The following is a 25459-nucleotide window of genomic DNA, read 5'->3' as shown; positions in this document are numbered from 1 at the left end:
CGGTGACGATCAGAATCCTCCCGGCCATCGGCGACCCGGACGCCGCCCGCGCCATCGGCGGGCTCCTGGGACAACTGCCGGGCGCCGAACCACTGCCGGTCGCCGGGGACTCCACCCGCCTCCTGGACACGCTCGCCGTGCTGGCCGCCTCCTCCGTCGAGGAACTCCCCGAGGTCGTCCTCGTCCACGAGCGGCTCGGGCCGTTACCGGCCCTCGAACTCGTCCGCGAAGTGGCCCTGCGCTTCCCCGCCACCGGCGTCGTCCTGGTCAGTGCGTCCCCCAGCCCTGCGCTGTACGCGGCCGCCATGGACTCCGGCGCGCGCGGCCTCGCGGGACTGCCGCTCTCGTACGAGGAACTGGGCGCCCGGGTGCAGGCCGCCGCCCAGTGGGCCACCGGCGTCCGCCGCCACCTCGGCAGCGGCGGCGACGAGGCCGCGGGAACCGGCCCCGGCGGCACCCTGGTCGCCGTCACCGGCGCCAAGGGCGGCGTCGGCACGACCGTCACCGCCGTCCAGCTCGCCCTCGCCGCCCGCGCCGCCGGACGCAGCGTCGTCCTGGTCGACATGGACCTCCAGTCCGGCGACGTCGCCTCCTACCTCGACGTCCAGTTCCGGCGGTCCATCGCCGACCTGGCGGGCATCAGCGACATCTCCCCGCGCGTCCTCCAGGAGGCCGTCTTCCCACACCCCGTGGGGGTGGGCCTGCTGCTCGCACCCGCCGAGGGCGAGCGGGGCGAGGAGGTCGGCGACCTCGCGTCCCGCCAGATCATCGGCGCCCTCCGCGGCCGCTACGAACTCGTCGTCGTGGACTGCGGCACCCAGATCACCGCCGCGTGCGCCGCGGTCGTCGAGACCGCCGACCTGGCACTGCTGGTCACCACACCGGACGTGGTGTCCGTACGGGCCGCCAAACGCATGGTGCGCCTCTGGGAGCGGCTGCAGATCCGCAAGGCCGCCGAGACCACCACCGTCGTCAACCGGCACACCCGCAGCGCGGAGATCCAGCCGCCCCTCGTCGAACGCGCCACCGGCACCAGGACGGCCCGCACCGCGATCCCGGCGGGCTACCGGGAGCTCCAGGCCGCCGTCGACTCCGGCCGGATGCAGGACCTCGACGCGCGGTCCGCCGTACGGCAGGCCCTGTGGACGCTCGCCGCCGAACTCGGGCTCGCCACGGGGGCCGCCCCGGGGAACAGACCGCGCGCCGCCGCCCACGCGGACCGCTCGCTCCCCGGCGGGCTGCGCCGACGACGACCCCCCGCCATAGGGCCTGGCGGCCCGGGAGACTCCGGCGGTACGGGCGGCACGGGCCCGGACCAGCTCGCCCCCGTGCCGACACCGACCAGCCGCTTCCGCCGACGGGGCGGCGGCGACCGGGGGCAGGTGGCGGTGGAGTTCCTCGGCATCCTGCCGCTCGTCCTGGTGGTGCTCGCCGTCGTCTGGCAGTGCGTCCTGATCGGCTACACGTACTCCCTCGCCGGCGACGCGGCCGACAAGGGCGCGCGGGCCGGGGCGACGGGCGGCGACTGCGCGGCCGCGGCGAGCGCCGACCTGCCGGGGGCATGGGGGGACGACGGCATCGCCTGCGGCCCGGCCGACGGCGTCTACCGGGCGAAGGTCTCACTGTCGGTCCCGGTGCTTTTTCCCGGGGCGGTCAGCTGGCCGTGGCGGGTGGGGGGTTCGGCGGGGGCGGCGTTGGAGGAGGAACGGCGGTGAGGCCACGTGAGCGGACGGGTGCGGCACCGTTGCCGCCTGCGGCGGAGGCTCCCTTCGGGAGCGTCCTCAAACGCCGGACGGGCTGGATTTGGCCGGCCTTCGCTGTCAGGTGCGGGACCGTGCCGCTCCGGGGTGACACGGGACTGCTTCGCTTTACGTCCCGCGTCACCCCTGCGCGTCCCGGCCCCTCACGTCACACCAACTCAGCCCGTCCGGCGATTGAGGACACCGCGCGGAGCGCGGTCGGGGGTCCGGGGCGCAGCCCCGGTTTCGGGAAGGGGCGGGGCTGGGGAACAAACCCGCCGGGCCGCACCCGGACGAGGGCCCCCGCAGGAGCAACGGCGCGCACCCCAGGACCCGGTCGCCGCGACAGCGGATCGGCCTCCATCGAGTTGCTCGGCTTCCTGCCCGTACTGCTGCTCGTCGGCCTCGCCGCCCTGCAACTCGGGCTCGCCGCATACGCCGCCCAGCAAGCCGGCAGCGCCGCGCGCGCGGCGGCCCGTACGGCCACACAGGACGACCCGAGGACCACACCGGCCGCCGCGGGCCGCGCGGCGCTCAGCGGCTGGCTGCACACCGACGGCGCGCCCGACGCGCCCCTGTGCGAGGGCGGCGGGCAGACCACCGCCACCGTCACCGTGCGCATCCCGGTGGTCGTGCCGCTCCTCGGCGACCGGTCCGTCACCCGCCGGGCCACCATGCGCTGTCCCACCGACCCGCTGCCCCCGAGGAGTGCGCCATGAGCCTGCGGGCGCGGATCGTCGCACCGGAAACGCCCGTCGACGGCCGGGAGCCGGGCCATCTCGTCCCCGTCTACCGCGCGAAGCTGCTGGAGGAGATCGACCTCGCCGAGATGTCCTCGCTCGCCGCGGGCGAGCGCCGCACCCGGCTGGAACGGGTCCTCGGGCACATCATCAGCCGGGAGGGCCCGGTCCTCTCCACCGCCGAGCGCGACCGGCTCATCCGCCGCGTCGTCGACGAGGCCCTCGGGCTCGGGGTGCTCGAACCGCTCCTGGAGGACCCCTCGATCACCGAGATCATGGTGAACGGCCCCGACCAGGTCTTCGTGGAACGCGCGGGCCGCGTGGAGCTCGTCCCCGTGCGGTTCGCCTCCCACGAACAGCTGATGCAGACCATCGAGCGCATCGTGTCCACCGTCAACCGGCGCGTGGACGAGTCGAATCCGATGGTCGACGCCCGGCTCCCCAGTGGCGAGCGCGTCAACGTCATCATCCCGCCGCTGGCGCTGAACGGCGCGACACTGACCATCCGCCGCTTCCCCCGCGCCTACACCCTGCCCGAACTCATCGGCATGGGTACCCTGGACGAGCGGATGCTGATGCTGCTGTCCGCGCTCGTCCGCGCGAAGTTCAACGTGCTCGTCTCCGGGCCGACCGGCTCCGGCAAGACGACCCTCCTCAATGCCCTCTCCGGGCTGATCCCGGAGGGCGAGCGCATCATCACCGTCGAGGACGCCGCCGAGCTCCAGCTCCAGCAGGCCCACGTCATCCGCCTGGAGTCCCGCCCCCCGAACGTCGAGGGCAAGGGCCGGATCACCATCCGCGACCTCGTCCGCAACTCCCTGCGGATGCGCCCCGACCGCATCATCGTCGGCGAGGTCCGCGGCGGTGAGACCCTCGACATGCTCCAGGCCATGTCCACCGGCCACGACGGCTCGCTCGCCACCGTCCACGCCAACAGCGCCGAGGACGCCCTGATGCGCCTCCAGACGCTGGCCTCGATGTCCGACGTCAAGATCCCCTACGAGGCGCTGCGGGACCAGATCAACAGCGCCGTCGACTGCGTCGTCCAGCTCACCCGGCACGCCGACGGCTCCCGCCGGGTCGTCGAGATCGCCCTCCTCGACTCGCACGGCCGGGAGGACTACCGCCTCGTCACCGTCTGCCGCTTCGACGCCCTGCCGATGGACGCCGACCGCATCGTGCGCGGCCGGTTCTCGTGCTTCCCCGTCCCCGAACGCGTCGCCGGCCGGCTGCGGATGGCCGACGAGTCCGTACCGCCCGCCTTCGGCGTCGCCGCGTTCCCCACCGAGCTCACCGTCCGAGAGGCGAGGCAGAGGTAACCGCACATGAACGCTCTTGTCCTGCTGACCGCCGGAGCCACCCTGCTGTGCTGCTCGCTCGGCACCGCGGGTGTCCTGGTGTACGCGGCCGGGAAGGCGCGGCAGCAGTCGCTGGTGGACCGGCTCTCCGACACCCCCGCCCTGCCGCCCGCGGGCCGCACCCGGTACTTCCGCCGCCTCGACCGGAGGCTGCGCGCCACCCGCGCCGGACACCGCCTGGAACGGCGGCTCGCGTCCACGGGGATGGACGTCACACCGGGCGAGTTCACCGTCTGCGCGGCCGCCTCCGCCGCCGCGCTGTGGCTCCTCGCGGCATCCGCCCTCGCGCCCTTCTTCGGGCCGCTGGCCGCCCTCACCGCGCTCTGGTCCGCCGCCGCCTTCCTGAGCCTGCAACGCCGCAAGCGCATCGAGCGGTTCATCAGCCAGCTGCCCGAGCTCTCCCGCATCCTCGCCAACGCCACCCAGGCCGGACTCGCCCTGCGCACGGCACTGGGCATGGCCGCGGACGAGATGGAGGCCCCGGCGGGCGAGGAACTCGCCAAAGTGGCCGACCAACTGGCCGTCGGGCACTCGGTCGACGACGCCCTCGGCGAGCTCGCCGAACGGCTGCCCTCCCGCGAACTCGTCGTCCTCGTGACGACCCTGGTCCTGTCGAACCGGGCGGGCGGCACGGTCGTCAGCTCGCTGCGCAACCTCACCCAGACCCTGGAGGAGCGGAAGGAGACCCGCAGGGAGGTCCGCACCCAGCTCTCGCAGGTGACCGTCACCGCCTACGTCGTCCCGCTGATGGGCGTCGGCACGCTGCTCCTGATGGACCGCATCGCGCCCGGTTCGATCGACCGGATGACCTCCACCTTCCTCGGCCAGGCGGCCGTGGTGGCCGCCTTCTGCCTCTACGGGCTCGGCTTCCTCGCCATCCGCCGGCTGTCCCGTATCGACGTCTGAGAGGGGCAGGAGATGGGCTTCCTGCTGGGTCTGCTGGCCGCGCTGTCCGTCGCGGGCGCCTGCGCGGGCGTCGCGCTGTACCGCAGCGAGGTCAAGCTGCCCACCGACCTCGCTCTCGCCCTGGAGGTCGGCTCGACCAGGACCACGGCCGTCGGCTCCGCCGTCGACCGGCTCGGCATGCGGTACGCGCCCCTGGTGCTGCGGATGATGGGCGAGAAACGGGTCGCCAAGGTCCGCGGCCGCATCGACCGCGCCGGGAACCCCGGCGGCCTCACCGTCGACCGGTACGCGGCCCGCCGCGCCGTCTACGGCTTCCTCGGCTTCGGCGGCGCCCTGGTGATGCTGTCGGCCGGCCGGTTCGTCATCGCCCTGCTGCTGATCGCCTTCGGGCTCTTCTGGATCGAGGTCGGCATCTGGGCGGCCGTCCGCGAACGCAAGGACGCCATCGACCGCACCCTGCCGGACTTCCTCGACGTCCTCGCCGTCGTGGTGAGCGCGGGCCTCGGCTTCCGGCAGGCGCTGGACCGGGTCTCCGAGAAGTACGAGGGACCGTGGGCCGACGAACTCCGCATCACCCTGCGGCAGATGGACATGGGCGTCGGCAGGCGCCAGGCGTTCGAGGAACTGCGCACCCGCAACGACTCGGAACAGGTCGCCCAGTTCGTGACGGCACTCCAGCAGGGCGAGGAACTGGGCGCGCCCATCGTCGACACGCTGATCGCCATCGCCGACGACATGCGCCGCACGGACGCCCAGCGGGCCCGCCGCCGGGCGGCCCGCGCCGTACCGAAGGCAACTGTCGTGATCACCACCTTCATGGTGCCGGGCACGATGATCCTTCTGGTGGCCGGATTCTTCCTCGGGTCGGGCACGAACTTCGGCTCGATCATGGGGCATTGACATGGGCTGCTGATGCTGCCGGGGCCACTGATGCGGAGAGTGGAGGTGGGGCGTGTGGGGCGCATCTGTTCGGTGGTGTCCCAACTGCCGTGGCCGGGAAGGGATTGTGGCCGCGGGCCCTGTTCCGCCAGTGCTGTTCCGGCGTACTTTTCCTGTGTCGTGAACGGCACCATCCACCACACCCGCATGCCGTGCCGGACGGCGGAGGCCGTCCATGGAGGGGAAGACGATGCAGAAGCCGGACAAGCGCAGCCCGGGAAACGGCGGACTCCTCCGGGGCGACCGCCTCGCACAGGGGGACCGGGGACAGACCGCGATCGAGTACCTGGGCATCATCGCGGTGGTCGTGGCGATCGTCCTCGTGCTGACCCGGACCGACTTCGGCAGCGCGATCGCCAGCGCCATCTCCGACAAGATCTCCCAGGTCACCAGCGGCTGACGTACGGCGACGCGGGCCAGGCCTTCCCGATCTACGTCACGGCGGTCGCCGCCCTGCTCTTCCTCGCGCTGGCGTTCTTCGCCGTGGGCCAGGCGGGGGCCGACAAGAACGGCGCCCAGACCGCCGCGGACGCGGCCGCCCTCGCCGCCGCCCAGAGCTACCGGGATCAGCTGCGCACGGGCCTGCTGGGCGCCCTGAACGGCGGCGCGTGGGCGGACTGGCTCTCCGGCCGCGCGGGCGACCCGGCCGCGGCCTGCGGCGAGGCCGCCGCCTACGCCCGCGGCAACGGCGCCGAACTCGTGGGCGGCTGCGGGGCGGTGGGCGTGCTCCCCGCGTCGTTCGAGGTCACGGTCCGCGCCTCGGAGCCCGTGGGCCGCTCCGTCGTGCCCGGCACCGAGGACACCCACGCGACCGCGCGGGCCCGCGCGGTCGTGGAGCCCCGCTGCACCGGGAAGTCCCCCGAGGACCACAAGCCACCCGTCGACATCGTGTGCGACGGCCGGGTGCTCTCGATCGACCCGGCACACCCCGACGACCTCGCGAGAGCGATCCGGGCGCTCTTCACCGTGCGACTGGCCGACTGACCCTCCGCCCGACCCTTCGCCGTACGACTGGCCGACCGAAAGGACCGTACCGGTATGAGCGAGCCTGCTTCTTCCATGACCGGGAGCGCGCGTCCCGGCCTCCCCGACTCCGGGCCGCCCGCCGCACCGCCCGGCCGCCCGCGGGACCGGGGAAGGGACGGCCGGACGCGCGCCGGACAAGCGGCGGCACTCGCGGCCGTCGCGGCCCTGGCCCTGTCCGCCTGCGGCAGCGGCGGCAGTGGTGGCGGCGACGCCGGCAAGCCGTCCGGCACTCCGGCGGCCCGCAGCGCCAAGAACGCCCCCACCGGCGAGGTCATAGGCGAGATGAAGGGCCCGGACGGCGTCACCATCGCCCTCACCTCCGCCCAGCGCGACGGCGGCGGCTTCGTGACGGTCAGCGGCACCCTGACCAACCGGGGGAGCAAGCCCTTCAACGCGGTCCACTGGTCGTCGAAGGAGACGGAGATGAAGTCCCGCTCCTCCCTCTCCGGTGCCTCACTCGTCGACGCGTCGGGCAAGAAGCGCTACCTGGTGCTGCGGGACACCGACGGCGAGTGCCTGTGCAGCACCGGCCTGACCAACGTCAAACCCCAGGAGGACCGGCCCGTCTTCGCACAGTTCCCCGCGCCCCCCGAGAGCGTCACGGCCGTCGACTTCCAGCTGCCGGCCATGCCGTCCGTCCGCGTCAAGATCTCGGGGTGAACCGCGCCGTGCCGATTCCCCTGCTTCCCCTGCTTTCCCTTCCTCGGATCAGCTGCGGCACGGCCGTCGTCGCGGCCCTGTCCACCGCCCTGTTGGTCACCGCCCCGCCCGCGCGCGCGGAGAGTGGGCCCGGCAGCCCGGCCGACACCCGGCCGCCTGTACGGATCGACGCCTCCGCCCCCGGCCTCAAACTGCGCTCCGGCGCGAAACTCGCGCCCGGCCGGGTCCTGGACATCAAGTCCGTGGTGGAGACGGGCGACGGCGGGGAACGGCGCGAGGACACCAATGTGAACGTCACCTTCGCCCTCCAGGCGGAGGTCCTGTTCGACAAGGACAGCGCCGAACTGGGCGCGGACGCCGCGGCCCGCATCCGGACGATCGCCGCGGAGGCCGGCAAACAGCACGCCACCACGCTCCGCGTCTTCGGCTTCACCGACAACCTGGGCTCCGCCGAGCACGGGCTGGAGCTGTCCAAGGAGCGCGCGAACGCGGTGCAGCGCCAACTCGCCCAGGACATCGGCTCGTCCGGCGTCGCCTACCAGATCCGCGGCTACGGCGATCAGTACCCGATCGCGGACAACTCCTCGGAGGACGGCCGCAAGAAGAACCGCCGCGTCGAAATCAGCTTCCCCCGCCGCGGCTGAGCGCTCCGCTGGAAGTACGGTCACTCGGCCGCGGGCCGAGAAAGGCCCCGTCCGGTCACCGGCCCTCGCGCCCCCGCCCCGCCACACGGCAGGATGGGTCACTGCTGGGGCCGTTGAGGGAGGCGGGCAATGAGGGTCCGGGGCAAGGCGAGAGCCGTGCTGGCAGGGGCAGCCGCCCTCGTCCTCCTCGCGGCACCCGCGAAGGTGTCCGCCGTCACCGCGGCCGACGCCCCCGTCCCGTACCGGATGGCCCCGGACGCCCAGGGCGTGACCGGCTCCGAGAACACCGCCGACGCGCCGCAGTTGCAGTCCGGCGGGCGCACCTACCGGGACACCCTCGAACCCGGCCGCCGGAAGTACTACACCGTCCACCTGGACGCCGGTTCCAGCGCGTACGTCTCCGCCGTGGCCATACCGCGCCCCGGCGGTTCGATGGGCTCGCGGGACGGCATCGAGGTGGCCCTGGCGGCCCCGGACGGCAAGCAGTGCGGGCCGGGGCGGCACCGCACCTTCCTCTCGGCCGGCGGCGCCTACCCGGTCGCCGACTACGCGGAGCGGGCGGCGGGCGCGGGCGGCGCCTGCGCGGCGGCGGGAACCTACCGGTTCTCCGTGGAGCGCGGCGACGCGGCGGGCGGCGACCCGGCCGCGGTCCCGGTCGAGCTGAAGTACATGACGGGCCCAGCGGACGCCGCGCCCGCGGACACCCGGGCGGTGGCCGGGAGCCGGACGGCCACGCCCGGCGGGTCCGGCTTCAACGACGCCGTGGAGATCCGCCCCGGCACCGTGGACGACGAACTCAGGCCGGGCGAGACCCACTTCTACCGCGTGCCGGTCGAGGCGGGCCAACGGCTCGCCGCGAGCGCACGGTTCGGTGACGCCCCGGACGTCGCGGGCCCGCCCTATGTGATCACCGGCGTGCGGATGGGCCTCAACAACGCGGCCCGCGGGTACGTCATGAACAGGACGGGCGGTTATCAGGGGACACCCGCCGCCCTCTCGCTCACCACGCCTCCCGTGGCGGACGGCACCGACACCACCGGCGGGGACGCCGCCCGGGGCATGCGGCTCGCCGGGTGGTACTACCTCCAGGTCAGCCTGAACCCCAAAGTGGGCCAGGGCCGCCCGGCGAAGGGCCCGGTGAAGGTCCCGGTCACGCTCACGGTCGACGTGGGCAAGGACGTCAAGCCCCCGCCGCGGTCGGCCCCGTCGGGCCTCTCGGCGGCCACCGCGGCCCACACGCACGACGACCGCCTGCGGCTCGTCGGCTACGTGGGCACCACCACGGGCTCCCTGCTCCTCCTGGCCCTGGCGGCCTGGACCTGGGCCGCCCGCCGCACCGCCCGCTAGGTACGTACCTCCACCCGCACCCCCGCCCGCAGCCCCCAGCCCGCCATGGCCCCGGCCGCGGCCTCCAGCACATGCCGCGACCGGGGCCGCGGCAGGCCCAGCCGCCCCGTCGGCATCGTCCGCACGGCCAGCACTCTCAAGTCCCGGTCCAGATAGGCGACGTCGATGGGGAACCGCATCCCGAAGGTATGGACCGACGAGGCCGGACTCAGGAGCAGCGCCCCCTCGACGGTGTCGCGCCCGAGGAGCCCCCGGGTGCGGGCCCGGTACGAAGCGGCGATCTCCAGCGGCACCACGGCCGCGCCGACGAGCAGCCGCGCGGACCCGTCACGCATGCCGCGACGCGTTCCGTCACGCGTTCCGCGATGCATCCCGCCACGCACTCCTTCACGCATGCGAGGACTTTATCCACAGGCTCGGGCGGAGATCCGCGGATCTCCGTAACCTCGTTGCATGGACGTGCTGTTGACCTTCCTCGCCGCCCTGTACGGGGCCCTGGCCGGGGCGGCGCTGCCCCGGGCGCGCTACCGGCTGAGCGTCGAGCCCGAGCTGCCCTGGCGGTCGGCGGGCCCGTGCGGCCACGCCCTCGCGGGCTGGCTGGGCCGGGGCCGCTGCGGGCAGTGCGGCGAGCGGTACGCGCCGGGCGCGCTCTGGTGGGCCGGGGTGACGGGCCTGGTGTGCGCGGGCCTCGCGGCGGCGGTCGGCGCGCGCCCCGAGCTCGTGGTGTGGCTGCTCGCGGCACCGGTGGCGGCGCTGCTGGCCGGCGTCGACTGGTCGGTGCGGCGGCTGCCCGACGTGCTGACGCTGCCCCTCGCGGCCGGGGCGGCGGCGCTGCTGGGGGCGGCGGCCCTCATACCCGGGGCGGCGGGCTCCTGGCCGCGGGCCCTGCTGGGCGGACTGGTGCTGGGAGGGGGGTACTTCACGCTGTTCCTGATCCACCCGGGCGGGATGGGGTTCGGCGATGTGAAGCTGGCGGTCGGCCTGGGCTGCGCCCTGGGGTGGTACGGCTGGCAGGTGCTGTTCCTGGGGGCCTTCGCGGGGCTGCTGCTGGGTTCGCTCTACGGGGCGGGGCTGCTGCTGACGCGCCGGGCCGGCCGGGGCGCGGCCCTGGCGTTCGGCCCGTTCATGATCGCGGGCGCCTGGCTGGGCCTGCTGCTGGGCGGCTCGGCGGTGTAGGAATCCGCCCGCCCTCACTATTGGACCGCCCAATCCAAAACGGGTACGGTTCCCCCATGGCCCGACCGAGGAAGTTCGACGAGGAGCGGGCGGTCGACGCGGCGCTGGAGGCGTTCTGGACCGCCGGGTACGAGGCGACCTCGACCCAGGACCTGTGCGATGCCACGGGGTTGGGCCGCAGCAGCATCTACAACACCTTCAAGAGCAAGCACGACCTCTTCCGCAGGGTCCTGCTGCGCTACATGGAGGGCAAGGCGGCGCTCCAACGGGAGCTGTTCGACGGCGACCTGCCGGCGCGGGAGAAGATCCGTACGCTGCTGGAGACCGTCGCCGACGAGGAGTGCGACGGTGACGGCCGCGGCTGTCTGGTCGTCAACACCGCCGTCGAGCTCGCGCGCCGCGACGCCGAGGTGGCGGACGACCTGCGGCGCGACTACCGCCGCCGGCTCGACCTGCTGACGGGTGCCATCGAAGCGGCGCAGCGCGAAGGCGAGATCGACGCCGCCAAGGACGCGGACGCGCTCGCGCACTTCGTGGTCGCCACCATCAGCGGCATGCGGGTCTCGGCGCGCACCGGGGGCGACCGCCGGGTGCTGGACGGCATCACCCGGGCCGCGCTCGACGCGATCTGACCATCCCCGCTTCACACCCCCCTTTCCTCCGCCCATGCTTCTGCCCGCGTTTTTCCTGCCCGCATTTTGAACTGTGCGTTACAAAACAACGAGAGGTGAACGGCCGTGCCGCGCGCCATATATGTTCTGGCCTTGGGCATCTTCGCCATGGTGACCAGCGAGTTCGTCGTCGCCGGGCTGATGCCGCAGATGGCGGAGGGGCTGGCTGTCACCGTCCCGGAAATCGGCTATCTCATCACCGCCTTCGCGGCGGCGATGGCCGTCGGCGGCCCGTTCCTGACCGTGGCGGTGCTGCGGCTGCGCCAGAAGCAGGCGCTGATGGTCCTCTTCGCGGTCTTCCTCGCGGGCAATGTGCTGGCTGCCACCGCGACCGGCTACGGGGCCATGCTGGTGGCGCGGATCGTCACCGGTGTCGCCTCGCAGGCGTTCTTCGGCGTCTCCATCTCGCTGTGTGCCCAGCTGGCCCGCCCGGAGGTACGCGGCCGCGCCGTCGCCGTGGCCCTGAACGGCCTGATGCTGGGCACCCTGCTGGGCCTGCCGCTGGCCACCGTGATCGGCGAGCACTTCGGCTGGCGCGCCGCCTTCTGGGGCGTCACGGCTCTCACCGTCGTCGCCGCGCTGTGCACGCTGCTCGGCGTCCCCGGCCTGGAGCGCGCGGCCACCGGGGGCGGCGGCATCCGGCAGGAGCTCCGCGTCTTCGCGCGCCCCGGGCTGTGGCTGACGCTCTCCACCAGCACCTTCGTCATCGGTGCGACGTTCTCCGCGTTCAGCTACCTCACCCCGGTCCTCACCGAGGTCACGGGCTTCGCCACCGGCACCGTCCCGCTGCTGCTCATCGCGTACGGCGCGGCCACCGTGGCCGGCAACACCGTCGTAGGGAGGCTCGCCGACCGGCACGCCCTCGGCGTCCTGCTCTGCGGGCTCGCCCTGAACCTGCTGTTCCTCGTCGGGTTCGCGCTGCTGGCCCACCTGCCCGCCCCGGCCGTGGTGTGCGTGCTGGGCATCGGCCTCGTCGGCGTGACCATGAACCCGGCCCTGGTCACCCGCGTACAGCGCGCGGGCAACGCGGGCCCCCTGGTCAACACGATCCACTCCTCGTTCATCACTCTCGGCATCATCATCGCCACCTCGGTCGGGGGACCGGCCATCAACGCGTTCGGGCTGCGGGCCCCGCTGTGGCTCGGCGCGGCGATGGCCGCGACCGGCCTCCTCACCCTCGTCCCCGCCCTCACCCGCCGCTCGGCCCCGGCGGCGCGGGCTCAGGGCCGTATCGCGGCAAATGCCACGATCAGCGAACAGGTCGCTACAAAGGAGACACAGACCGTGTGACGCCAAAAGACGTCAAACGCGTCAACCCGATGAGGAATTTTCAGGAAGTTTTCGGAAGGCCTCAGGGGGGACATCCGGCCGACTGTCGAATGGCTTGTTCTACACCGTAGGCCCGGTGCTGGCAGGGTTTATGCACATGCGAGAGGCCCCTGCCCACTGCCGAGTTCAAGATCAATAACGTCACTGAGCGTCAGCGCGGGGCGCGCCGTCACCCTCGTCGGTGCGCACAGCACCGCCTCGGACCGGTTAAGGTGGAAACCCCCCCTCGGGCCGGTCCGTATCCCCCCCACGGACCGGCCCGTTTTCTTTCCCTCACATCACCGTGGGTGATGATTCGTATGAGGTTTGAGAGCCGATCTAGTTCCCGCCACGGTTCGCCCAGATATTGACACCCTCGGTGCTTACCGCGAAGGAATCGATCTCCGCCAGCTCCTCGTCGGTCAGCTTCGGGGCGCCGACCGCGGCCACGTTCGCCTCCAGCTGCCGCACGCTGGACGCGCCGATCAGCGCCGAGGTCATCCGCGGGTCGCGCAGCACCCACGTCAGGGCCAGCTGCGCCAGCGACTGGCCGCGCCGCCGCGCGATCGTGTCGAGCCCCCGCAGCCGCCGTACGACGTCCTCCGTCAGCAGCCCCGGGTCCAGCGACTTGCCCTGCGCGGCCCGCGAGCCCTCCGGAATGCCGTTCAGGTACTTGTCCGTGAGCATGCCCTGCGCGAGCGGGGCGAAGGAGATGCACCCCATGCCCTCGCCCTCCAGGGCGTCCAGCAGCCCGTCGTCCTCCGTCCAGCGGTTGATCATCGAGTAGGACGGCTGGTGGATCAGGGCGGGCACGCCCATGCCGCGCAGGATCCGCGCGGCCTCCCGGGTCTGCTCCGCGCTGTACGAGGACACGCCCGCGTAGAGCGCCTTGCCCTGCTGGACGGCGGACGCGAGCGCGCCCATCGTCTCCTCCAGCGGGGTCTCCGGGTCGAAGCGGTGCGAGTAGAAGATGTCGACGTAGTCGACACCCATTCGGCCCAACGACGCGTCGAGAGACGAGAGCAGGTATTTCCGCGAGCCCCACTCGCCGTACGGACCGGGGTGCATGAGATAGCCGGCCTTGGTGGAGACGACGATTTCATCGCGGTACGGGCGGAAGTCCTGGGCGAAGATCTTGCCGAAGTTCAGCTCCGCGGAGCCGGGCGGCGGGCCGTAGTTGTTGGCCAGGTCGAAGTGGGTGATGCCCAGGTCGAAGGCCCGCCGGAGAATGGCGCGCTGCGACTCCAGGCTCCGGTCGTCGCCGAAGTTGTGCCACAGCCCGAGCGAGATCGCGGGCAGCTTGAGGCCGCTGTGCCCCGTACGCCGGTACTCCATCGCGGCATAGCGATTTTCGGCTGCACGATAGTGAGTGGAATGAGTGGAATCGGTCATGTGTATCTGACTATCACGGTCTTGTGACAGACCGAGTTGGGTCCTCGTGACACGCGGGCAGTAGTGTGGCGCCCTCGGGGCGACCGCCGTGGCATGGAGGGGCTGGAAGACGTGAAGTTGCGCGACCTGGTGTACAGGCTCTACGCACGCCGGGTGGAAGGCCGCCTCGACCATGCGCAGGTGCCCAAGCACATCGGTGTCATCCTCGACGGCAACCGCCGCTGGGCGCGCGCCGACGGCCGGACGCTGGAGCAGGGCCACCAGGCGGGCGCCGACAAGATCCACGAGCTGCTCGGCTGGTGCGCCGAGACCGACGTCGAGGTCGTGACGCTCTGGATGCTCTCCACCGACAACCTCGACCGGCCGGCCGACCAGCTCACCCCGCTGCTCGGCATCATCGAGAACACCGTCCGCGGCCTCGCGGCGGACGGCCGCTGGCGCGTCCACCACGTCGGCACCATGGACCTGTTGCCCGCCCGCACCCAGTCGGTGCTCAAGGAGGCGGAACAGGACACGACCGGCGTCGACGGAATACTGGTCAATGTCGCGGTCGGCTACGGCGGTCGGCAGGAGATCGCGGACGCGGTGCGGTCGCTGGTGCTCGAAGCGGCCGACAACGGCACCTCTTTCGAGGAACTCGCCGAGATGGTCGATGTGGAGCACATTTCCAAGCACCTCTATACGCGTGGCCAGCCCGATCCGGATCTGGTGATCCGCACCAGCGGCGAACAGCGGCTGTCCGGTTTCATGCTCTGGCAGAGCGCGCACTCGGAGTACTACTTCTGCGAGGTGTTCTGGCCGGCCTTCCGAAAGGTCGATTTCCTTCGCGCGCTGCGTGATTACGCGGCGCGGCACCGCCGCTACGGCTACTGACCCGCCGCCCGGGAGAGCTTCCCCGGGCCGAGTTCGGGCGCGGCTACGGCCGCTGGTGGATCGGCCGTTCACCTCGTCGTCGCATATGCCGTTGCATGGTCAAGCGGTCGAGCGGGAATATCCCCTCCAGGTCGACGGTCTGTCCAAAGACCGTCGCTCTGCCAGCGGGTGGCATGGGGCCGCCCGCCCGGGAGGCCCTTTGCACACGGACGACGACCGTGCGTACCGAGCGGACCCGAGGGCCCGCGCGGACGACGCGGAGGGCCGGCGTCCGGCCCTCGAAGGGCACGGACCCGGCCCAATTCCCCGGCGACGTCGTCGCGCCCCGACCTCTCCCCGAGGGGGTTCGTCCACCCGTGGTGACCAGCAAGAAGCGCCGTGAGAACGACCGGCGCACCTATGTCCTCGACACCAGCGTCCTGCTGGCCGACCCAGGCGCCATGACCCGCTTCGAGGAGCACGAGGTCGTGCTGCCCGTCGTCGTGGTCACGGAGCTGGAGGCCAAGAGGCAGCACCCCGAGCTCGGTTACTTCGCCCGGCAGGCCCTGCGTCTGCTCGACGGGTACCGGGTGCAATTCGGCCGCCTCGACTCACCGATCCCCATCGGCGAGCTGGGCGGGTCGCTCAGGGTCGAGCTCAATCACTCGGACACCGGCATACTGCCCGCCGGGTTCCGCCTCGGTGACAACGACTCGCGCATCCTCGCGGTGGCCCGCAACCTCCAGGCGGAGGGCTACGACGTCACCGTCGTCTCCAAGGACCTGCCGCTGCGGATCAAGGCGTCCGCGGTCGGGCTGCTCGCCGAGGAGTACCGCGCCGAGCTCGCCATCACCGACTCCGGCTGGACGGGGATGGCGGAGCTCGCCGTCACCGCCGAGCAGGTGGACGAGCTCTACTCCGCCGAGGTCACGCACGTGCCGGAAGCGGCGGAACTGCCCGTCCACACCGGCCTGGTGCTCCAGTCGGAGCGCGGCAAGGCCCTCGGCCGGGTCACGGCCGACGGCTCGGTGCGGCTGGTGCGCGGCGACCGCGAGGCGTTCGGCATCCACGGGCGCAGCGCCGAGCAGCGGGTGGCGCTCGACATGCTCCTCGACCCGGACATCGGGATCGTGTCGATGGGCGGCCGGGCCGGTACGGGCAAGTCCGCGCTGGCGCTGTGCGCCGGTCTGGAGGCCGTCCTGGAGCGCAGGCAGCACCGGAAGGTGATGGTGTTCCGTCCGCTGTACGCCGTCGGCGGGCAGGAGTTGGGGTATCTGCCGGGCAGCGAGGCGGAGAAGATGAGCCCCTGGGCCCAGGCCGTCTTCGACACCCTCTCGGCGGTGACGAGCGCCGAGGTGATCGAAGAGGTCGTCGGGCGCGGCATGCTGGAGGTGCTGCCGCTCACCCATATCCGCGGGCGTTCCCTGCACGACGCTTTCGTGATCGTGGACGAGGCGCAGTCGCTCGAAAGGAATGTGCTGCTGACCGTTCTGTCGCGTATCGGCGCCAATTCACGGGTGGTGCTCACCCATGACGTGGCGCAGCGCGACAACCTCCGTGTCGGCCGTTACGACGGAGTGGTCGCCGTGGTCGAGAAGCTGAAGGGCCATCCGCTCTTCTCCCACGTCACGTTGACGCGTTCGGAGCGTTCGCCCATCGCGGCGCTGGTGACGGAAATGCTGGAGGACGGCCGCATCTGAGGCTCTGAAGACCTGAGGCTGAAGACCTGAGGCTCTGCGGCCCTGAGGTGAGGACGGCGCGCGGCGAGCGGACGAGCTTAGCCGCGCGCCGTCGTGCCGCGCCGCACTTTCCGGAAAACCCCTGGACCAAACACCATGTGAGCTTTCCCACGCAACGCGGAATTGCCTCGGGGCGTCCCCGTCGGGCAAAGTCTGGGTCCTGTCAGGCCCCCGCATACGGCACTTGCGCACCCTCCGGGGTGCGGCACCACAGAACTGAACAGCGTCGCTGTATGCCGCCCGAGCATCACGCGGACCTCCTCCGGGAGGGCCCACCGGGTCAGTGCCTCCTGTGACCGGCCGGTTCCGCGCTTCCGCGGGGCCGTGCACGACGGAGGCCAGCGCCAGGGGCACGATCGCGCTCGCGAGGTCACCTAAGCGGGCGATGCTGGAAGGAAACCGTGTGAGCCGGATCTCGGTCCGGGGATTCGCCGTGGCGTCAGCCACCGCGGTCACCACCGTCGGCGCCGTCGTGGGTGTCGCCTCGGGCAACGACCATGGCACGACCGGTCAGGTCGAGGCCACCGCCGCCGACACGACGCTCCTCGCGGACATCCCCGCGGGTCAGAACGTCCAGGAGCAGGCCGCTTTCCTGACGCAGCAGGCGGACACCCAGTCCGACGCCGCCGACACGGTCGCGAAGAAGGACGCCGAGGAGGCCGCGCGCAAGCAGGCCGCCGAGGACGCCACCGCCAAGAAGGAGGCCGCGGACGCCGCGGCCAAGAAGGAAGCGGACGAGAAGGCGGCCAAGGAGGCCAAGGAGCGCGACTCCAAGGACGAGGTGAGCAGCCGGTCCGCCACGCGCGACGCCTCCGACTTCGCGGTCAAGGGCTCGTACTCGACCGCCGAGATCCAGGCGATGGCCCGGCAGATCGTCCCGGCCGACCAGTTCCAGTGCTTCAGCAACATCGTGAACAACGAGAGTGGCTGGGACTACACCGCCTCCAACCCCTCCTCCGGTGCCTACGGCCTGGTGCAGTCCCTGCCCGGTTCCAAGATGGCCTCGGCCGGAGCCGACTGGCGCACCAATCCGGCCACCCAGATCAAGTGGGGCCTCAGCTATATGAACGAGCGGTACCAGAGCCCCTGTGGCGCCTGGTCGTTCTGGCAGGCCAACCAGTGGTACTAGGCGGCGCCCTCCCGGTCCGCCGGTGAGTTCTTCGCCTCACGGAGCCCCCGACCTCAACCGGTCGGGGGCTTTGTCGTGTCCTTCCCGGTGGCGGCCGTCGCCCTCGCTGTCGGCGGGCCCGGGTAACGTCGTCGTCATGGCCGCGGGGGAGTGGGGGTAGAGGAAGAGAAATGTCGAGATTGCCAAGAATGATCGGCGGCGTGGGGACGGGCCTGACCCGGCTCGCCGAGCTGCTCGAACGCCGGAGGGCCACGGCGCAGGGCGCGGCGGAGCCGCCGCCGGTCACGCCGCCCGGTGCCGCCGGGCGCGCCCCGGCCCCCACCGGGGCGCCCCGGCCCGAGCCCACCGGCCCGGCGCCCGAGGAGACTTCCGGGCCCGTACGGAGCGGGGCCCCCGAGTCGGCACGGGCCACGGAGTCCGTACGAGCCGGGGCCCCCGGGTCCGCGGGTGCCCGGCAGGAGCCCGGGGCCGAGCCCGAGCCCGCGCCGGTCCGCGTCGTGGTGCCGGAGGGCTACGGTCCGATGCGCCCCGACCCCGTCGCCGCCGTCCCCTGGGGGGTGCGGGTCGCCGCCGAGGTGGGCTGGCGGCTGCTGATACTGGCCGGAACGCTCTGGGTGCTGATGCGGGTGATCAGTGCCGTGCAGCTGGTGGTGCTCGCCTTCACGGCGGCCCTGCTCATCACGGCGCTGCTCCAGCCGACGGTGGCCTGGCTCAAGCGGCACGGGGTGCCCCGGGGGCTGGCCACCGCCCTGACCTTCATCTCCGGCTTCGTGATCATGGGCTTGGTCGGCTGGTTCGTGGTCTGGCAGGTCACGGAGAACATCGACGACCTGTCCAAGCAGGTGCAGCAGGGCATCAAGGACTTCAAGCACTGGCTGCTGAACAGTCCGTTCCATGTCACCCAGGACCAGATCAACAACATCGCCGACAACCTCAGCCAGGCGATCGGCAGCAACACCAAGGACATCACCAACGCCGGCATCGAAGGCGTGCAGGTCATCATCGAGGCGCTGACGGGCATCCTGCTGGCGATGTTCAGCACGCTCTTCCTGCTGTACGACGGCCCCAGGATCTGGGGGTGGCTGCTGAAGCTGTTCCCGGAGGCGGCGCGCGAAGGGGTCGCGGGCGCGGGTCCGCGCGCCTGGGCGACGCTGACCGCCTATGTGCGGGGCACGGTGATAGTGGCCCTGATAGACGCGATCTTCATCGGTACGGGGCTGTTCTTCCTCGACGTGCCGCTGGCCGTCCCGCTGGCCGTCTTCATCTTCCTGTTCGCCTTCATCCCCCTGGTCGGCGCCGTGGTCTCCGGCGCGCTCGCGGTGGTCGTGGCGCTGGTGACGAGGGATGTGTTCACGGCGACGATGGTGCTGGTGGTGGTGCTCTCGGTGCAGCAGATCGAGGGCCACGTCCTCCAGCCGTTCATCCTCGGCCGCGCCGTGCGGGTGCACCCGCTCGCCGTGGTCCTGTCGGTGGCCGCGGGCTCGCTGATCGCGGGCATCGGCGGTGCGGTGGTCGCGGTGCCGCTGGCCGCCGTGAGCAATACGGTCGTGGGCTATCTGCGGGCCCACGCCAAGGAGAACGCGCTGCGGACGGCCGGGCCGGCCGGGCCGTCCGGATCAGCTGTACCGGCCGTGCCGGCTGTACCGGAAGGGGAGGCTCCGCCGCCTCCGGAGCAACAACGCGTGCACAGCTGAAAAAACGGTCCGCCCCCGTCGCCTTCGAAGGCGACGGGGGCGGACCGTTCGTACGAGGTGGAGCGTCAGCCGTTGAGGACGGCCTCGGAGTCGAGCGTCGCGCCGACCGCCTGGAGAACGGCGGCGATCTTGAACGCCTCCTGGATCGTCTCGCGGCTCACACCGGCCTTGCGGAGCACCTGCTCGTGCGAGTCGAGGCACAGCCCGCAGCCGTTGATGGCGGAGACCGCCAGCGACCACAGCTCGAAGTCGACCTTCTCCACGCCCGGGTTGCCGATGACGTTCATCCGCAGGCCCGCGCGCAGGTTGCCGTACTCCGGGTCCGACAGCAGGTGCCGGGTGCGGTAGTAGACGTTGTTCATCGCCATGATGGCGGCGGCGGACTTGGCCGCGGTGTACGCCTCGGGGGAGAGGTTTTCCTTGGCCTGCGGCTCCAGCTCCCGCAGCACGATCGGCGAACGGGTCGCGATCGCGCAGGCGAGAACGGTGCCCCACAGCTGCTGCTGCGGCAGGTCGGAGTTGCCGATGACCGAGCCGAGGTTCAGCTTCAGGTCCTTGGCAAAGTCCGGTATGGCGGACTTCAGTTCATCGAGCGCCATGACGGATCAGCTCACTCGCCCGCGAGGAGCTTGACCGCGTCCAGGGTCTCCTCGCCCTTGGACCAGTTGCAGGGGCACAGCTCGTCCGTCTGCAGGGCGTCGAGGACCCGCAGGACCTCCTTGGGGTTACGGCCGACGGAACCGGCGGTCACCATGACGAACTGGATCTCGTTGTTCGGGTCCACGATGAAGACGGCGCGCTGGGCGTAGCCGTCCTCGCCCTCGACGCCACAGGCCTGCATCAGCTCGTGCTTGGCGTCGGCCAGCATCGGGAAGGGCAGGTCGCGGAGGTCCTTGTGGTCCTTGCGCCAGGCGTGGTGGACGAACTCGGAGTCGCCGGAGACACCGAGGATCTGGGCGTCACGGTCGGCGAACTCGTCGTTCAGCTGGCCGAACGCGGCGATCTCGGTCGGGCAGACGAAGGTGAAGTCCTTCGGCCAGAAGAAGACGACGCGCCACTTGCCCTCGTACGACTTGTTGTCGATCTGGGCGAACGCCTTGTCCGCGTCGAGGTCCACACAGGCGGTCAGGTCGTACTGGGGGAACTGGTCACCGACAGTGAGCACGCGCTCTCCTTGCATCGAGGAAGACCGGGATGGAGCTTCCTGCGGGGATTGGACATGGCAACACTGCCACAGTCGGCATTGATAACGGAAATAGCTAGACTGAGTGAAGTTGATCGGAGGTGGTTATCAGTCATGTCGTCGATACCCCCGGGGGCGGAACCCGCCGAGCCCCCGCGCACCGCGCCCGCCAAGGTCGTACCGGCCCGGCCCCGCCAGCCCAGCCTCGCCCAGCTCCGCGCCTTCGCCGCGGTCGCCGAGCACCTGCACTTCCGGGACGCGGCGTCCGCCATCGGCATGAGCCAGCCCGCGCTCTCCGGTGCCGTCTCGGCGCTGGAGGAGGTGCTCGATGTGCAGCTCCTCGAGCGTACGACGAGAAAGGTGCTGCTCAGCCCCGCGGGCGAGCGGCTGGCCGTACGGGCCCGCGCGGTCCTCGACGCGGTCGGCGCGCTGCTGGAGGAGGCCGACGCGGCCCGCGCGCCCTTCACCGGCGTGCTGCGGCTCGGGGTGATCCCCACGGTCGCGCCCTATCTGCTGCCCACCGTCCTCCGCCTGGTCCGCGACCGCTATCCGGACCTCGACCTCCAGGTGCACGAGGAACAGACCTCCTCGCTGCTGGACGGGCTCTCCCAGGGGCGGCTGGACCTGCTGCTGCTCGCCGTCCCGCTCGGCGCGCCCGGCGTCGTCGAGCTGCCGCTCTTCGACGAGGACTTCGTCCTCGTCACTCCGAGTGACCACTGGCTGGCCGGACGCGGGGACATCCCGCGGGCCGCGCTGCGCGAACTCGACCTGCTGCTGCTCGACGAGGGGCACTGCCTGCGGGACCAGGCGCTCGACATCTGCCGGGAGGCGGGGCGGACGTCGGGCGTCCCCGTCACCACCAGCGCGGCCGGCCTGTCCACGCTGGTGCAGCTGGTCGGCGGCGGGATGGGGGTCACGCTGCTGCCGCGGACCGCGCTGCGGGTGGAGACGGAGCGGAACGAACAACTGGCCACGGGGTATTTCGCGGATCCCGCGCCGTCGCGGAAGGTGGCGCTGGCGATGCGGGTGGGGGCGGCGCGGCAGGGTGAGTTCTCGCAGTTTGCCGAGGCGCTGCGCTGTGCGTTGGCGGGGTTGCCGGTTCGTATCGCTCGGGGTTGAGTTTCGGCTGTCCCGCCGTTGCCGCCTGCGGCGGGAGCGCCCTGCGGGCGCGTCCTCAAACGCCGGACGGGCTGGTTTTGCCGGCGTGGTCCGCAGCCTGCAAAATCAGCCCGTCCTGGGGGCACCTCCCAGCGGTAGCTGGGGGAGTTTGAGGACACCGCGCGGAGCGCGGTTACTCCGTGCGGAGGCCGTCCGGTCGCATCAGGCGCCACAGTGATGGCAAGGTCACCAGGGTCACCAGGGCGATGACGCCCGCACCGGCACCGGCCATCGGGAGGAAGGCCAGCCAGTCCCGTACCGGCCGGTCGATCAGGCGGAGCATCGTCCAGCCGAGGGCGAGGCCGCCCCCGACGGCCAGGGCCAGGCCGAGGACGACCGGGACCGCGGTCTGCCAGAGCACCGACCAGCCCAGGGTCGAGCGCCGGGTGCCGAGCGCGACCAGCGCGGACAACTGCCGTCGCCGTTCCCGCAGTTGCTCCAGGGTGGTGACGAGCATGCTGCCGCCGATGAGGAACAGCGTGAGCGTCCCGCCGACCAGCAGCCCCCGCTCGATCGCGGCGTAATGGTCGTCCTTCACCACCCCGCCCATCCGCCACACCCGCATCGTCGGGTCGATGGCGGCCGCGGTGTTGCGGACCCGCTCGACGGCGTCCAGGTCGCCCTGCCGGAACTTGACCATCAGTGAGGTCTCCGCGTCCGGAACGGCCCGGAGGTCGATCGCGGACGGCGTGGCCAGCACGCCGTACTGGTGCTCGCCGGTCGGGTCGGGCCTGGTCGACACCACGCGTGCCTTGGCGGGGACGGTCCACCGGTAGGCGGGGGCCTTGCCGGTGGCGGGTCCGTAGCCGTCCAGCGACAGCTCGGTACCGGGCGCGAACTTCCGGGCGGTGGGGACGTCGCCGTCCGGTTCCTGGGCGACGAACACGTCGCCGTCCTCGCAGGAGCCCAGCGTGGCCAGCTCGCGCAGGGTGACGCAGTCGGCGACCTTGACGGTGGTGACCCCGCCGCCGCCCGTGGCGTAGCTGTCGACGGTGGCGACGGCGCCCACGACTCCCTCGGTGGCCCGCAGCCGGTCCGCCCAGCCGCGCACCTCCGCGGCCGTGCCCGCGCGGTTCATGCCCTCCATCTGCGAGTGCGTCGCGGGGACGCGTTCCGGCTTCTTCTCGAAGTCGTGCTGCGTTCCGGCGAAGAGCATCTGCACCGCGATCGCCCCGGCCACGGCGACCGTGATGCCGCTGACCGCGCGGGCCGCGGGGCCGCTGCTCGACTGGAGCCGCCGGACGGCCAGTTGCCAGGACAGCGGTCCGCCGCGCAGCCGGGCGACACACGCCTCGACCAGCCAGGGCAGCAGAGCGGTGATGCCGATCAGTACGAGCACGGCGCCCGCGACGATCTGGGCGGTGTCGACGGGGGTGTCGTACGCGCCCATCGGGACCTGGCCGAAGAGCGGCACCAGCAGCGCCAGGCCCACGGCCGGGATCAGCAGTCGCCACCACAGGCGACGTCGCCGCGCGGCCGCGTTCCGCACGATGCCCAGCGGCTCGATGGCGACGCCGCGCAGGGCGAACAGCGTGACCACGACCGCGGCCAGGGGAACGGCGACGGCGACGAGCGCCGCGAGCAGGGGCGCCGGGGTCAGGTCCGAGGGGAAGACGCTGGTGTCCCGGATGGTGATCCCGGTGGCGTACTGCCGTACGGCCAGGAAGCCGGCGGTTCCGACGGCCAGCCCGATCAGCGAGCCGCACAGCGCCTCGCCCGCCGCGATCCGCCGCACCGCCCGGATGTCCGCGCCCACCAGCCGCAGCGCGGCGAGCCGCCGGTCGCGGTGCTCGCCGCCGAAGCGCACGGCGGTGGCGATGAAGACGGCCACCGGCATCAGCAGGACGACGCACACCAGGGCGACCAGCACCAGCAGCGCCGGGCTCCGCGGGTCGTCCGACGCGTCGCCGCCGTAGTGGTCGACCCGTACGGCACCGGACGCCTGGCCGATGCGGTCGCTGCCTATATAGGCGAAGAGCTCGTTGGGGCCGACGAGGCCCGCGTCGCCGATGGTGCCCACGGGCCGGTAGGCGAACCGGTCGCGCAGCAGCTCGCCGTCGGCGGACTTCAGCAGCTTCTCCAAGGCGGGGGAGAGCACCATCTCGCCGGGGCCGGGTACGCGCCCGACGCCGGGCGGCGCGGGCGCCTTCGGGCCCTCGGGCCGCAGCAGCGCGGCGTTGACGGGCTTGTCCCGGAAGGCGGTGTCGACGCGCTGGTAGAGGAGGGTGTCGGCCCGCGGGCCGCCGCTCACCTCCGCCGAGGCGGGCACCCCGCGCGCGGATTCGCGGTCGGAGCGCCGGGACAGCATCTCCGGCACGGCCGTCGCGATCAGCAGCAGCACCACGCCGATGCCGACGCCCAGCGCGGTGAGCACGGTGCGCAGCCAGCCCTCGCGGCCGCCCGCGAAGGCGAAGCGGGCACCCGTGGTGAGGTCGCGGACCCAGGCGGCGGCGCCGGCCGGGCCGGTGGGCACGTCGGCGGGGCCGTGCCCGGCACGCTCGCGGCCCGTCATACGACACCCGCCATGTCGCGCGCGACGCCGTCCCGCACGATCACCTCGCGGTCGGAGTACGCGGCGACCCGTGCCTCGTGCGTGACCAGGACGACCGCGGCCCGGGTCTCCCGGGCGGCCTCCGTCAACAGGTGCATGACGCGCTCGCCGTTGAGGGAGTCGAGGGCGCCGGTCGGCTCGTCGGCGAAGACCACGCGCGGGGTGGTGACCAGCGCGCGGGCGACGGCGACCCGCTGCCCCTGGCCGCCGGAGACCTGGCCGGGCCGCTTGGCCCGTACGTCGGCGACCTCCAGGCGCTCCAGCCACTCCAGCGCGCGGGCCTCCGCCGCCTTGCGCTTCGCGCCGTTGAGCCGGAGCGGCAGGGCCACGTTCTCCAGACAGGTCAGCTCCGGCACCAGCCGGCCGAACTGGAAGACGAAGCCGAACTCGGCGCGGCGCAGCGCGCTGCGCTCGGTGTCCGACAGCTCCGACAGTTCCCGCGCGCCGTAGCGGACGGTGCCGGAGTCCGGCCGGACGATGCCCGCGAGGCAGTGCAGCAGCGTCGACTTGCCCGAGCCCGAGGGGCCCATGACGGCGACGACCTCACCGGGGTGGACGGAGAAGTCCGCCCCCGCGAGCGCGGGCGTCGGCCCGTACGACTTGTGCAGGCCGGAGGCGGCCAGCAGCGATCCGGACGGCGTCACGTGCGCACCGCCTTGGCCAGCTGGTCGAGGCGCGCGGCGGTGAGTTCCAGCCACCGCAGATCGGCCTCCAGATGGAAGAGCGCGTGGTCGCAGATGAGCTGGTCGGCCAGGTCGCCCCCGGCCTTGCGGCGGGTGAGCTCGCGCATCAGCCGCAGGTGCTCGGCGCGCTGGGCGTCGAGCAGGTCGGCCGCGTTCCGCCCTGTCAGCAGGGCGACGACGACCTTCGTGTAGAGCGTCGACTGGAGGTACGGCTCGGGCTTCTCCGGCTGGACGAGCCACTGCTCGACGTCGGTGACGCCGGCGTCGGTGATGGCGTACCGCTTGCGGTCCGGGCCGCCGCCCTGCTCGATGCCGTCCACTTCGACGAGCCCGTTCTTCAGCAGGCGCGACATTGTCGAGTAGACCTGGCCGTAGTGCAGGGGACGGTCATGGCCGAAGCGTTCGTCGAAGGCGCGCTTGAGGTCGTAACCGTGACTGGGACCGGCTTCGAGGAGGGCGAGCAGGGTGTGTCCGATTGACATGTGGGCGACTGTACATGGTGTGTATACGCGCGATGTATAGATGGCAGGGACAGATGGCCGGATCTTTTCCCCCTGCCCCGCG

General features: G+C 72.1%; 25 protein-coding genes. 18 read left to right on the top strand and 7 right to left on the bottom strand.

Annotated features, from left to right (window positions below; all coding sequences use genetic code 11):
* The first annotated feature begins 2 nt into the window (after positions 1–2).
* From ACWD4A_RS01310 to ACWD4A_RS01265, 10 genes are all read left to right on the top strand, one after another.
* Positions 3–1715 carry an AAA family ATPase gene (locus ACWD4A_RS01310; protein WP_451187798.1) on the top strand — a complete coding sequence of 571 codons (1713 nt, stop codon included), beginning with the start codon at positions 3–5 and terminating at the stop codon, positions 1713–1715.
* Positions 1716–2107: 392 nt separating this feature from the next.
* Positions 2108–2458: a TadE/TadG family type IV pilus assembly protein gene (locus ACWD4A_RS01305; protein ID WP_451187795.1), complete on the top strand. Its 351-nt coding sequence runs from the start codon at positions 2108–2110 to the stop codon at positions 2456–2458.
* Positions 2455–3798 carry a CpaF family protein gene (locus tag ACWD4A_RS01300; RefSeq protein WP_451187793.1) on the top strand — a complete coding sequence of 448 codons (1344 nt, stop codon included), beginning with the start codon at positions 2455–2457 and terminating at the stop codon, positions 3796–3798. Before ACWD4A_RS01305 ends, ACWD4A_RS01300 begins: the two co-directional genes overlap by 4 nt.
* Before the next feature lie 6 nt (positions 3799–3804).
* A complete protein-coding gene (locus tag ACWD4A_RS01295) occupies positions 3805–4743 on the top strand; it encodes a type II secretion system F family protein (protein WP_451187791.1) in 939 nt (312 codons plus the stop codon).
* Positions 4744–4755: 12 nt separating this feature from the next.
* Positions 4756–5643 (top strand): DUF5936 domain-containing protein, encoded by an 888-nt coding sequence (locus ACWD4A_RS01290; protein ID WP_451187788.1) that lies wholly within the window; start codon positions 4756–4758, stop codon positions 5641–5643.
* Between the two features lie 214 nt (positions 5644–5857).
* Positions 5858–6082 carry a Flp family type IVb pilin gene (locus ACWD4A_RS01285; RefSeq protein ID WP_451187991.1) on the top strand — a complete coding sequence of 75 codons (225 nt, stop codon included), beginning with the start codon at positions 5858–5860 and terminating at the stop codon, positions 6080–6082.
* The gene (locus tag ACWD4A_RS01280; RefSeq protein ID WP_451187974.1) at positions 6079–6666 is read left to right on the top strand and encodes a pilus assembly protein TadG-related protein; all 588 of its coding nucleotides are present in this window, start codon (positions 6079–6081) and stop codon (positions 6664–6666) included. The genes ACWD4A_RS01285 and ACWD4A_RS01280 overlap by 4 nt, the downstream gene beginning before the upstream one ends.
* Before the next feature lie 75 nt (positions 6667–6741).
* Entirely contained in the window at positions 6742–7368 is a 627-nt protein-coding gene (locus ACWD4A_RS01275) for a hypothetical protein (RefSeq protein WP_451187786.1), read from the top strand.
* Between the two features lie 29 nt (positions 7369–7397).
* A complete protein-coding gene (locus ACWD4A_RS01270) occupies positions 7398–8012 on the top strand; it encodes an OmpA family protein (protein ID WP_451187971.1) in 615 nt (204 codons plus the stop codon).
* Positions 8013–8141: 129 nt separating this feature from the next.
* Positions 8142–9359, top strand: coding sequence for a hypothetical protein (locus tag ACWD4A_RS01265; protein WP_451187784.1), 1218 nt, complete (start codon positions 8142–8144; stop codon positions 9357–9359).
* Here the strand turns inward: ACWD4A_RS01265 and ACWD4A_RS01260 are convergent.
* Entirely contained in the window at positions 9356–9694 is a 339-nt protein-coding gene (locus ACWD4A_RS01260; RefSeq protein WP_451187782.1) for a DUF192 domain-containing protein, read from the bottom strand. The genes ACWD4A_RS01265 and ACWD4A_RS01260 overlap by 4 nt on opposite strands.
* 118 nt (positions 9695–9812) lie before the next feature.
* On the opposite strand from ACWD4A_RS01260, the gene ACWD4A_RS01255 reads away from it, so the two are divergent.
* The 3 genes from ACWD4A_RS01255 (at position 9813) to ACWD4A_RS01245 (ending at position 12496) form a co-directional block, all read left to right on the top strand.
* Positions 9813–10535: a prepilin peptidase gene (locus ACWD4A_RS01255; RefSeq protein WP_451187781.1), complete on the top strand. Its 723-nt coding sequence runs from the start codon at positions 9813–9815 to the stop codon at positions 10533–10535.
* 56 nt (positions 10536–10591) lie between these two features.
* Entirely contained in the window at positions 10592–11167 is a 576-nt protein-coding gene (locus ACWD4A_RS01250) for a TetR/AcrR family transcriptional regulator (protein WP_451187780.1), read from the top strand.
* A gap of 105 nt (positions 11168–11272) precedes the next feature.
* Positions 11273–12496 (top strand): MFS transporter, encoded by a 1224-nt coding sequence (locus ACWD4A_RS01245; protein WP_451187778.1) that lies wholly within the window; start codon positions 11273–11275, stop codon positions 12494–12496.
* 357 nt (positions 12497–12853) lie between these two features.
* On the opposite strand, the gene mgrA is transcribed toward ACWD4A_RS01245, so the two are convergent.
* The gene (gene mgrA / locus ACWD4A_RS01240; RefSeq protein ID WP_451187776.1) at positions 12854–13906 is read right to left on the bottom strand and encodes an L-glyceraldehyde 3-phosphate reductase; all 1053 of its coding nucleotides are present in this window, start codon (positions 13904–13906) and stop codon (positions 12854–12856) included.
* A gap of 111 nt (positions 13907–14017) precedes the next feature.
* Here mgrA and ACWD4A_RS01235 point away from each other — a divergent pair, with 111 nt between their 5' ends.
* From ACWD4A_RS01235 to ACWD4A_RS01220, 4 genes are all read left to right on the top strand, one after another.
* On the top strand, positions 14018–14779 hold the full coding sequence (locus ACWD4A_RS01235; RefSeq protein ID WP_451187968.1) for an isoprenyl transferase: 762 nt from the start codon (positions 14018–14020) through the stop codon (positions 14777–14779).
* 356 nt (positions 14780–15135) lie between these two features.
* Positions 15136–16458 carry a PhoH family protein gene (locus ACWD4A_RS01230; RefSeq protein ID WP_451187774.1) on the top strand — a complete coding sequence of 441 codons (1323 nt, stop codon included), beginning with the start codon at positions 15136–15138 and terminating at the stop codon, positions 16456–16458.
* Between the two features lie 442 nt (positions 16459–16900).
* On the top strand, positions 16901–17626 hold the full coding sequence (locus tag ACWD4A_RS01225) for an aggregation-promoting factor C-terminal-like domain-containing protein (RefSeq protein WP_451187771.1): 726 nt from the start codon (positions 16901–16903) through the stop codon (positions 17624–17626).
* A 170-nt stretch (positions 17627–17796) separates the two neighbouring features.
* Positions 17797–19320: an AI-2E family transporter gene (locus ACWD4A_RS01220; protein WP_451187769.1), complete on the top strand. Its 1524-nt coding sequence runs from the start codon at positions 17797–17799 to the stop codon at positions 19318–19320.
* Between the two features lie 65 nt (positions 19321–19385).
* Here ACWD4A_RS01220 and ACWD4A_RS01215 read toward each other — a convergent pair whose 3' ends face one another.
* The gene (locus ACWD4A_RS01215; RefSeq protein WP_451187767.1) at positions 19386–19919 is read right to left on the bottom strand and encodes an alkyl hydroperoxide reductase; all 534 of its coding nucleotides are present in this window, start codon (positions 19917–19919) and stop codon (positions 19386–19388) included.
* A gap of 11 nt (positions 19920–19930) precedes the next feature.
* Positions 19931–20485, bottom strand: a complete 555-nt coding sequence (locus ACWD4A_RS01210; RefSeq protein ID WP_121803250.1) for a peroxiredoxin — start codon at positions 20483–20485, stop codon at positions 19931–19933.
* A 132-nt stretch (positions 20486–20617) separates the two neighbouring features.
* On the opposite strand from ACWD4A_RS01210, the gene ACWD4A_RS01205 reads away from it, so the two are divergent.
* Entirely contained in the window at positions 20618–21622 is a 1005-nt protein-coding gene (locus tag ACWD4A_RS01205; RefSeq protein WP_451187765.1) for a hydrogen peroxide-inducible genes activator, read from the top strand.
* Between the two features lie 172 nt (positions 21623–21794).
* Here the strand turns inward: ACWD4A_RS01205 and ACWD4A_RS01200 are convergent, their stop codons facing one another.
* From ACWD4A_RS01200 to ACWD4A_RS01190, 3 genes are read right to left on the bottom strand one after another with little or no spacing between them, the layout of a single operon-like run.
* Positions 21795–24173: an ABC transporter permease gene (locus ACWD4A_RS01200; RefSeq protein WP_451187763.1), complete on the bottom strand. Its 2379-nt coding sequence runs from the start codon at positions 24171–24173 to the stop codon at positions 21795–21797.
* Positions 24170–24856 (bottom strand): ABC transporter ATP-binding protein, encoded by a 687-nt coding sequence (locus ACWD4A_RS01195; protein WP_451187761.1) that lies wholly within the window; start codon positions 24854–24856, stop codon positions 24170–24172. The genes ACWD4A_RS01200 and ACWD4A_RS01195 overlap by 4 nt, the downstream gene beginning before the upstream one ends.
* Entirely contained in the window at positions 24853–25377 is a 525-nt protein-coding gene (locus ACWD4A_RS01190) for a PadR family transcriptional regulator (RefSeq protein WP_451187760.1), read from the bottom strand. The genes ACWD4A_RS01195 and ACWD4A_RS01190 overlap by 4 nt, the downstream gene beginning before the upstream one ends.
* Between the last annotated feature and the right edge of the window lie 82 nt (positions 25378–25459).

It is taken from the genome of Streptomyces sp. NPDC002537 (genome assembly GCF_053594975.1).
The sequence above is the reverse complement of the archived record's forward strand: the minus strand, read 5'-3'. Positions and strand labels throughout refer to the sequence as shown.

What these genes read in the sequence shown, in the direction of transcription:
- ACWD4A_RS01300 (WP_451187793.1), top strand. Translation starts at nt 2,455, where the DNA reads ATGAGCCTGCGGGCGCGGATCGTCGCACCGGAAACGCCCGTCGACGGC.
- ACWD4A_RS01295 (WP_451187791.1), top strand. Translation starts at nt 3,805, where the DNA reads ATGAACGCTCTTGTCCTGCTGACCGCCGGAGCCACCCTGCTGTGCTGC.
- ACWD4A_RS01290 (WP_451187788.1), top strand. Translation starts at nt 4,756, where the DNA reads ATGGGCTTCCTGCTGGGTCTGCTGGCCGCGCTGTCCGTCGCGGGCGCC.
- ACWD4A_RS01285 (WP_451187991.1), top strand. Translation starts at nt 5,858, where the DNA reads ATGGAGGGGAAGACGATGCAGAAGCCGGACAAGCGCAGCCCGGGAAAC.
- ACWD4A_RS01275 (WP_451187786.1), top strand. Translation starts at nt 6,742, where the DNA reads ATGACCGGGAGCGCGCGTCCCGGCCTCCCCGACTCCGGGCCGCCCGCC.
- ACWD4A_RS01265 (WP_451187784.1), top strand. Translation starts at nt 8,142, where the DNA reads ATGAGGGTCCGGGGCAAGGCGAGAGCCGTGCTGGCAGGGGCAGCCGCC.
- ACWD4A_RS01260 (WP_451187782.1), bottom strand. Translation starts at nt 9,694, where the DNA reads ATGCGTGACGGGTCCGCGCGGCTGCTCGTCGGCGCGGCCGTGGTGCCG.
- ACWD4A_RS01255 (WP_451187781.1), top strand. Translation starts at nt 9,813, where the DNA reads ATGGACGTGCTGTTGACCTTCCTCGCCGCCCTGTACGGGGCCCTGGCC.
- ACWD4A_RS01250 (WP_451187780.1), top strand. Translation starts at nt 10,592, where the DNA reads ATGGCCCGACCGAGGAAGTTCGACGAGGAGCGGGCGGTCGACGCGGCG.
- mgrA (WP_451187776.1), bottom strand. Translation starts at nt 13,906, where the DNA reads ATGACCGATTCCACTCATTCCACTCACTATCGTGCAGCCGAAAATCGC.
- ACWD4A_RS01220 (WP_451187769.1), top strand. Translation starts at nt 17,797, where the DNA reads ATGTCGAGATTGCCAAGAATGATCGGCGGCGTGGGGACGGGCCTGACC.
- ACWD4A_RS01215 (WP_451187767.1), bottom strand. Translation starts at nt 19,919, where the DNA reads ATGGCGCTCGATGAACTGAAGTCCGCCATACCGGACTTTGCCAAGGAC.
- ACWD4A_RS01205 (WP_451187765.1), top strand. Translation starts at nt 20,618, where the DNA reads ATGTCGTCGATACCCCCGGGGGCGGAACCCGCCGAGCCCCCGCGCACC.
- ACWD4A_RS01200 (WP_451187763.1), bottom strand. Translation starts at nt 24,173, where the DNA reads ATGACGGGCCGCGAGCGTGCCGGGCACGGCCCCGCCGACGTGCCCACC.
- ACWD4A_RS01190 (WP_451187760.1), bottom strand. Translation starts at nt 25,377, where the DNA reads ATGTCAATCGGACACACCCTGCTCGCCCTCCTCGAAGCCGGTCCCAGT.